Genomic DNA, 7,117 nt, shown 5'->3' on the forward strand with positions numbered 1-7,117 from the left:
CCGCAGCCTGCGCGACGAGGCGTTCGCCGCGCGGGAGCGCCGCCCGGAGCGGGCCGAGTCGGTGCTGCCGATGCCGGAGGCCCCACGCTCGGCGGCGGACACCACCCGGGAGAACCCGGTCGTGGCGCGCGGCCGGGCCGCCGTTCCCGCCTACTGACCCACCCCCACGACCTGACCGACCGCACGACGACGTCGCCGCCGACGCCGGGCCGCGCCACCCGCCGGTGACGGCGGCGCGTCACGTCGCGGACAGCGGCACGGTGGGCGGCGCTGCACTAGCGTTGCGGGCATGTCCCGGGAGATGTGGGCGCTCGTCGTCGTCGGCGCGGTCCTGGCGCTGGCGACACTGGTCGGCGCGGTCCTGCTGGCGGTACGGGTGGTCCGCACCCGACGGCTGCTCGGCACGCTCGGTGTGGGCGGCAAGGTGGCGTTCTACGGTGCGCTGATCTACACGATCTGCCCGGTCGACCTCCTGCCCGACCCGATCTACCTGGACGACATGGGCGTGCTGGCCGGGGCGTTGATCTACCTGACCCGGCTGGCCCACCGCCGCCGGGCCGCCGGTCGCAGCCTGCCCGGTCAACCCGGCCGCACGGGTGTCCCGCCCGGTCCGGGCCAGTCCCGCCAGATCGTGTCATGATCGGGGCCTAGCCGGGGTCACGCCGGCCCTGGGACGGGGGACGGACATGGCCGGCAGGCACCGGTTGGACCCGGACGACGAGCGGGTCCTCACGTTCTGCCGCGAGCGGCACCTGGCCACGCTGACCACCCTGCGGCCCGACGGCACGCCGCACGTCGTACCGGTCGGGCTGACCTACGATCCGGCGGCCGGGCTGGCCCGGGTGATCACGTCCGCCGGTTCGGCCAAGGCCCGGTACGTCGCCGCCGCCGGTGCGGCGGGGATCCCCGTGGCGGCGTGTCACCTCGACGGCCGCTGGTGGCTGACCGTCGAGGGCCGGGCGGTGCTGCGGACCGACGCCGCAGCGGTGGCCGAGGCCGAGCGCCGGTACGCCGAGCGCTACCGCCCGCCGCGCCCGAACCCGGAGCGGGTGGTCATCGAGATCGGCGTGACCCGCCTGCTCGGCTCCCTCCCGCCGCTCACGTCCGAATAGGACCGACCGGCGGGACGGCCGGCCGGCTGGCGGGTCGCTGACCGTCGCCAGCGGGCGGGGTCGACGGGTGGTGGCTCATCGACGGTGATGGGTTCGGGTGGCCGGCGGTGGGTACAGGCCCGCCAGGAGCCGATCCGTCCGCAACCGGTAAGGGGCACCGAGATGAGCGACCTACAGGCCACCACGGCTCAGGACGTGGTGGACGTGCTGACCGCCGACCACCACGAGATCGAGGCGATCTTCGTGGAGCTGGAGAACCCGCAGGGCACCGCCGAGCACCGCCGCCGGCTGGCCGACGTGCTGATCGCCGAACTGATCCGGCACGCGGTCGCCGAGGAGATGTACGTCTACCCGACCGCCCGTCGGGCCCTGCCCGACGGCGACCAGCTCGCCGAACACGAGATCGCCGAACACGCCGCCGCCGAGCGGACGCTGAAGGAACTGGAGCCGCTGGACCCGTCGGACGCCCGCTTCGAGCCGCTGATCAGCCACCTGGCGAAGAGCATCCGGCACCACGTACGGGAGGAGGAGTCGGAGCTGTTCCCCCGGCTACGGGCGGCGGTCGCCCACGAGGAGCTGGTGGAGCTGGCCGACCGGGTGTTGGCGGCGAAGGGGCACCTGCCGACCCGCCCGCATCCCGGCGCACCTGACCACCCGCCGGCGAACCGGCTGATCAACCCCGGCGCCGGGCTGGTCGACCGGATCAGGGACTCGCTGAGCGGGCGGCCGACCAGCCGGGCCGAGCTGCACGACGGGCAGGGCTGACCGTCGCCGGTGGTCATCTCCGGGTACCCCGCCGGAGGTGACCACCGGGTCCGGTCACGGTTCCGGGGCGACCCGGCTGCCGTCCGCCGCGTCGGACACCACGATCGCCTCCATCGGGCAGGACTCGGCGGCGTCCAGCACCGCGTCCGCCGGGTCGATCCGTTCGGCCACCGGCCGGGACAACCCCCCGTCCACCAGGACGAAGTGGGCCGGGGCGTAACTCGCGCAGATCCCCGCCCCGATGCACCGGGTCGGGTCCACGTGCACCCGCCAGCCGCTGTCCCCCATCTGCTCCACCGTTCCTTTCGCTACCAGTTCACGGGCAACGCCGTCAGACCCCGGACGAGCAGGCCGCTCTTCCAGGTCAGTGCCGCCGGGGGCACCGCCAGCCGCAGGCCCGGGGTGCGGGTCAGCAGCGTCTCCAGGACCACCTGGAGTTCCATCCGGGCCAGTTGGGCCCCGATGCAGTGGTGCGGGCCGTGACCGAAGGCGAGGTGCGGGTTCGTCTCCCGGTCGAGGACGAGCCGGTCGGCGTCGGGGAAGACGGTCTCGTCCCGGTTGGCCGAGGGGATGGAGACCAGCACCGGCTCCCCGGCGCGGACCAGCACCCCGCCGAGTTCGACGTCCGTCAGGGCGTACCGGGCGAACGCGGAGGTCGCGCCGAGCGGGATGAACCGCAGCAGTTCCTCCACGGCGGACGGCACCAGGGACGGCTCGTCGAGCAGCCGCTGCCAGACGGCGGGCTCGGTGAGCAGGACGTAGACCAGGTTGGGGATCTGGGTCACGGTGGTCTCGTGGCCGGCGGCCAGCAGGCCCGCCGCCAGACGTACCATCTCGTCCTCGGTGAGCCGGTCGGCGTTCTCGTCGCGGGCCCGGACCATCGCCCCGATCAGGTCGTCGGTGGGGGTCACCCGCCGCTTCGCGATCAGCCCCGCCATGTACGACAGCAGTTGGTCGAGGTAGCTCTCGGCCACCTCCGGCCGGAGCGAGGTGGTCGACACGATCGCCTCGGACCAGGTGTGGAACCGGTCCTGGTCGGCGACCGGCACTCCGAGCAGGTCGCAGATCACCCGGATGGGCAGCGGGGTGGCGAGGTGGGCGACCAGGTCGGCCGGTGACCCGGCGGAGATCATGCCGGCGACGAGTTCGTCGGCCAGTTCCCGGGTGCGTGGGCGCAGTTCCTCGACCCGTCGGGCGGTGAACGCCTTGGCCGCCAGCCGCCGCAGCCGGCTGTGCTCGGGCGGGTCCATCCCGAGGATGCCGGACTCCCGCTGGTAGGGGACGCTGCGCGGCTCGTCCCGTCCGACGGCGGCGGCCCGGCTGAACCGCGGATCACCCAGTACGGTCCGCACGTCCGCGTGCCGGGTGGCCAGCCAGGCCGGCTCCCCGAACGGGAGTTGCACCCGGACCAGCGGTTCGTCGCGGCGCAGCCCGGCGTAGCGGGGGTCGACGTCGAGCCGGTGCGGATCGCTGAACGGATACGGCCGGGCCTGCGTGGCGTGTGTTGTCTCGGTCACCGGGGATGCTCCCTCTCGTCGACGGCCCGCGGGCTCGCGCGCCGACCCACTCCACACGACTCCACGGTGAGTCATGCCCCGAGTGCGGATAGTAGCGAGAGTCCTCGATGGTTACCAGAGGTGATCAGCCCTTGACACGATGCTGCCGGGCCGCCCCGAACGGGGTGGCCCGGCAGTGGGAAACCGGTCAGCGGCCCTGGTCGCCCTCACCGGTGTGCGCCTGGGCGGCGTCGACGCCCTTGTCGATCTGCTCGTCGTACCTGCCGCCGGTCCGCTTGTCGGCGTAGTCGCCGGCCTTGTCCAGGCCCTGGTCGACCTGCTTGTCGTGCTTGTCCGCGAAGTCCTTGGCCTTGTTCATGAAGTCACTCATGATGTCCCCTCCTCGTTCGCTGTCTGCTGCGTTCCCCGACCATCCGGGCGCAAACACCGGGAGCGCACCACGGCGCGGCAGCAGCGGGCGGTCCTCGCACGGGCGGCACCGTCCGGAAACGACCGTCCTGAACGGAACCTGCCCGCCGGCACGGCGTTGAGCCACCGGGTGTCGCGGTCGGCCCGGTCGGGTATCGACCCCGCCGAGACCGAGGAGGAACCGACGTGGTCGAGGACGGTGCCGGGCGTACGCCCGAGGTGACGGCTGCGGGCGCCCGCCCCAGCCCACGGCAGGCCTGGGCGGCGCTGCCCTGGCTGGTCCGCACGGCGGTGGTGTGGAGCGCCTGCCTGGTGGTCGTGGTGTTCGGCTGCTACCTGCTGGGCCGGGTGGCGGTGCTGCTCGCGCCGCTGGCGATCGCGATGGCGGTCACCCTCTTCCTCACCGCGCTGCTCGACCCGGTGCTGCTGGCCCTGCGCCGGCTGCGGGTTCCGGCCGCGCTCGCCGCGCTGCTGAGCGTCCTGCTGCTGCTCGGGGTGCTGGTCGGGGTGGGGGTGCTGGTGTGGAACCTGACGGCCGCCCAGTTCGGTGAGCTGAGCCAGCAGCTCGACGAGGGGCTGCAACGCTCCCGCGACTTCGTCACCGGGACGCTGCCGGTCAGTGACGCCCAACTCGACAAGCTGATCGGGCAGGTCCGCGACGGGCTGGGCGGCAGCGCCCCCGACCCGGTCGGCGGGGCCCGTACGGCGGCCGAGGCGCTCGGCTCCACCCTGCTCGCCCTGGTGCTGCTGTTCTTCCTGCTCAAGGACGGCCGGTCGATGTGGCACTGGGTGCTGCGCCGGATGACCGGGCCGAACCGTACGGTGGCCGCCGAGGCGGGCCGGGTCGGTTGGCGCACCCTCGGCTCGTACAGCCGGGGCACGATGGTCATCGCGGCCATCGACGCGATCGGGATCGGGCTGGCGCTGGTGCTGCTGGGGGTGCCGTTGGCGCTGCCCCTGGCACTGATCACCTTCCTCGGCGGTTTCGTGCCGATCATCGGGGCGACGGTGGCCGGCGCGGTGGCCGTCCTGGTGGCGTTGGCCGCGAACGGGCCGACCACGGCGCTGCTGGTGCTGGCCGCGGTGATCGCCGTCCAGCAGGTCGAGGGCAACCTGCTGGAACCGTTGATCATGAAGCGGCAGGTGCAGTTGCACCCGGCGGTGATCCTGGTGGTGGTCACGGCGGGCACGCTGATCGCCGGCATCGCCGGGGCCTTCGTCTCGGTGCCGATCGCGGCGGTCGCCTACCGGGTGGTCGACACCGTCCAGCGGCACCGGGAGCAGGTCGCCTCGACCCCGCCGGCCGACCGCCCCCACCACCGCCGCGACGAGCCCCCCGCCGCCGCCCCGGCCTGAGACACCCGGCGCTCTTCGTCGCAAGGCGGGCGATGTTGTGGCATCCGAGCCCTCGGACACCGCAACATCGCCCCCCTAGCCTCCCCGGCCTGAGGCCGGCCCACCGGCCCGCCCCGTCAGGCGGGGACGGGGAGATGGTGGGTGAACCAGTCGGCGGCCGCGTCGGCCACCTGGTCGAGCGTGCCGGGCTCCTCGAACAGGTGCCCGGCGCCGGGCACCACGCGCAGTTCGCGCGGGGCGGCGAGCAGCTCGGCGGCCTGCTCGTTCATCGTGATCACCTGGTCGTCGAGGCCACCCACCAGCAGCAGCGTCGGAGCGCGTACCCCGGACAGGGCGGGGCCGGCAAGATCCGGCCGGCCGCCCCGGGACACCACGGCGGCGACCCGCTGCGGGCGGGCGGCGGCGGCCACCAGGGCGGCGGCGGCCCCGGTGCTCGCCCCGAACAGGCCGACCGGCAGCCGGCCCAGCGTGGGTTCGGCGGCGAGCCAGTCGAGGGTGCCGGTGAGCCGGTCGGCCAGCAGGTCGATGTCGAAGCGCCACTGCGCGGTCCGGGCGTCGACCTCGTCCTCCTCGGCGGTGAGCAGATCCACCAGCACGGTCACCAGCCGGCGACGCTGGAGCACCCGGGCCACCGCCACGTTGCGCGGGCTGTGCCGGGAACTGCCGCTGCCGTGGGCGAAGAGCACCACCCCCGTCGCGTCGTCCGGCCCGTCGACGTCCGCCGGCAGCCTGACCTCCCCCAGCGACACCGTCGCCTCGGCGCGTACCCCCATGGTGGTTGCCCCTTCCCGCTCGCCGGCCGGTGGCGGTTACCCGCCCGGGGGCCGCTCTCACCCGTTGCCTTGACACCGGCGACAAGGTCTAGCGTGACGCCGGGAGACGCCGCCGGGGAGGTCGGATGCTGATCGGCGAACTGGCGCAGCGGGCCGGGACGAGCACCCGCACGCTGCGGTACTACGAGACGCACGGGTTGGTCCGGCCCCGCCGCTCGGCCAACGGCTACCGGGTGTACGACGAGGCCGAACTGCGGGTGGTGCACGAGATCCGGGCGCTGCTGGCGGTCGGCTTCGGCCTCGACGACATCCGGCCCTTCGTGGCCTGCCTGCGGGCCGGCCACGCCTCCGGGGACGTCTGCCCCGACTCGGTGGCGGTGCTGCGCCGCAAGCTGGCCGAGGTGGACGCCTACCTCGACCGGCTCGGCACGGTCCGCCGCCGGCTGCACGACCAGCTCGCCCAGGCCATCGCACAACGGGAGGAAACATGCCTCAGGACACGGCAGCGCACCGGTTGACCGCCGTCACCGACGCCACCTTCGCCGACACGGTGCTGGCCGCCGACCGGCCGGTGGTGGTCGACTTCTGGGCCGACTGGTGCCCACCCTGCGTCGGCACCTCCCGGCACCTCGCCGAGTTGGCCGGGGAGTTCGGCGACCGGCTGCGGGTGGTCGCCCTGGACACCGACGCGAATCCCGACACCACCCGGGCGTACGGGGTGATGTCACTGCCCACCATGCTGGTGTTCGTCGGCGGGCAGCTGGCCGGCTCGATCGTCGGCGCCCGCCCCAAGAACCACCTGCGCCTCGCCTTCGCCCGCCACCTCGACACCTGACGGACCCGCGCCCGGCGGCGGTTTGCGGGGGTGGCCGGCGGGAACACGCGCGGGACACCGGCGCAGCCGCGCCGCGCACGGATCACGAGGTTCGCCATGGCCAAGCGGAAGGCACGTCAGCAGACCCGGACCATCGAGCAGGACCGCCCCGAACCGGACACCGGGCACGAGCCCGACTGGGCGGACGAGGCGGCGCAGGCGCGTACCCCCGAGGACCCCCGGGCGGTCGCCCCGCGCGACGCCGGTGGCCGACCCTCCAACGGCCCCCAGTTCTGACCCGCCGACCAGTTGCGGGTGGCGGGGAGGCGGCCGGGGGGCGCGGGGGGCCCCGCCGCGGGGGGGGGAGCGGGT

General features: G+C 74.2%; 11 protein-coding genes. 7 read left to right on the top strand and 4 right to left on the bottom strand.

The window, feature by feature from the left end; all coding sequences use genetic code 11:
* Positions 1–289: 289 nt before the first annotated feature.
* The 3 genes from ACOJTC_RS14460 (at position 290) to ACOJTC_RS14470 (ending at position 1,877) form a co-directional block, all read left to right on the top strand.
* Positions 290–640 carry a DUF1232 domain-containing protein gene (locus tag ACOJTC_RS14460; protein ID WP_204925891.1) on the top strand — a complete coding sequence of 117 codons (351 nt, stop codon included), beginning with the start codon at positions 290–292 and terminating at the stop codon, positions 638–640.
* A 46-nt stretch (positions 641–686) separates the two neighbouring features.
* Positions 687–1,112 (top strand): TIGR03618 family F420-dependent PPOX class oxidoreductase, encoded by a 426-nt coding sequence (locus tag ACOJTC_RS14465; RefSeq protein WP_204925890.1) that lies wholly within the window; start codon positions 687–689, stop codon positions 1,110–1,112.
* Between the two features lie 162 nt (positions 1,113–1,274).
* Positions 1,275–1,877, top strand: coding sequence for a hemerythrin domain-containing protein (locus tag ACOJTC_RS14470; RefSeq protein ID WP_420117258.1), 603 nt, complete (start codon positions 1,275–1,277; stop codon positions 1,875–1,877).
* Between the two features lie 54 nt (positions 1,878–1,931).
* Here ACOJTC_RS14470 and ACOJTC_RS14475 read toward each other — a convergent pair whose 3' ends face one another.
* From ACOJTC_RS14475 to ACOJTC_RS14485, 3 genes are all read right to left on the bottom strand, one after another.
* Positions 1,932–2,165, bottom strand: a complete 234-nt coding sequence (locus ACOJTC_RS14475; protein WP_204925989.1) for a ferredoxin — start codon at positions 2,163–2,165, stop codon at positions 1,932–1,934.
* 20 nt (positions 2,166–2,185) lie between these two features.
* A complete protein-coding gene (locus ACOJTC_RS14480; RefSeq protein ID WP_307826216.1) occupies positions 2,186–3,394 on the bottom strand; it encodes a cytochrome P450 in 1,209 nt (402 codons plus the stop codon).
* Positions 3,395–3,581: 187 nt separating this feature from the next.
* A complete protein-coding gene (locus tag ACOJTC_RS14485; protein ID WP_420117259.1) occupies positions 3,582–3,764 on the bottom strand; it encodes an antitoxin in 183 nt (60 codons plus the stop codon).
* 224 nt (positions 3,765–3,988) lie between these two features.
* Between ACOJTC_RS14485 and ACOJTC_RS14490 the strand changes: the two genes are divergently transcribed.
* On the top strand, positions 3,989–5,158 hold the full coding sequence (locus ACOJTC_RS14490) for an AI-2E family transporter (RefSeq protein WP_420117260.1): 1,170 nt from the start codon (positions 3,989–3,991) through the stop codon (positions 5,156–5,158).
* 116 nt (positions 5,159–5,274) lie between these two features.
* Here ACOJTC_RS14490 and ACOJTC_RS14495 read toward each other — a convergent pair whose 3' ends face one another.
* Positions 5,275–5,931: a dienelactone hydrolase family protein gene (locus ACOJTC_RS14495; protein ID WP_420117261.1), complete on the bottom strand. Its 657-nt coding sequence runs from the start codon at positions 5,929–5,931 to the stop codon at positions 5,275–5,277.
* A 125-nt stretch (positions 5,932–6,056) separates the two neighbouring features.
* Here ACOJTC_RS14495 and ACOJTC_RS14500 point away from each other — a divergent pair, with 125 nt between their 5' ends.
* The 3 genes from ACOJTC_RS14500 (at position 6,057) to ACOJTC_RS14510 (ending at position 7,042) form a co-directional block, all read left to right on the top strand.
* On the top strand, positions 6,057–6,449 hold the full coding sequence (locus ACOJTC_RS14500) for a MerR family transcriptional regulator (protein ID WP_363791450.1): 393 nt from the start codon (positions 6,057–6,059) through the stop codon (positions 6,447–6,449).
* Positions 6,419–6,766, top strand: coding sequence for a thioredoxin family protein (locus ACOJTC_RS14505; protein WP_377686275.1), 348 nt, complete (start codon positions 6,419–6,421; stop codon positions 6,764–6,766). Before ACOJTC_RS14500 ends, ACOJTC_RS14505 begins: the two co-directional genes overlap by 31 nt.
* Positions 6,767–6,862: 96 nt before the next feature.
* A complete protein-coding gene (locus ACOJTC_RS14510) occupies positions 6,863–7,042 on the top strand; it encodes a hypothetical protein (RefSeq protein WP_088643547.1) in 180 nt (59 codons plus the stop codon).
* The last annotated feature ends 75 nt before the right edge of the window (positions 7,043–7,117 follow it).

Source organism: Micromonospora sp. (assembly GCF_048594385.1).
In the GTDB taxonomy this organism is placed as follows: domain Bacteria; phylum Actinomycetota; class Actinomycetes; order Mycobacteriales; family Micromonosporaceae; genus Micromonospora; species Micromonospora wenchangensis.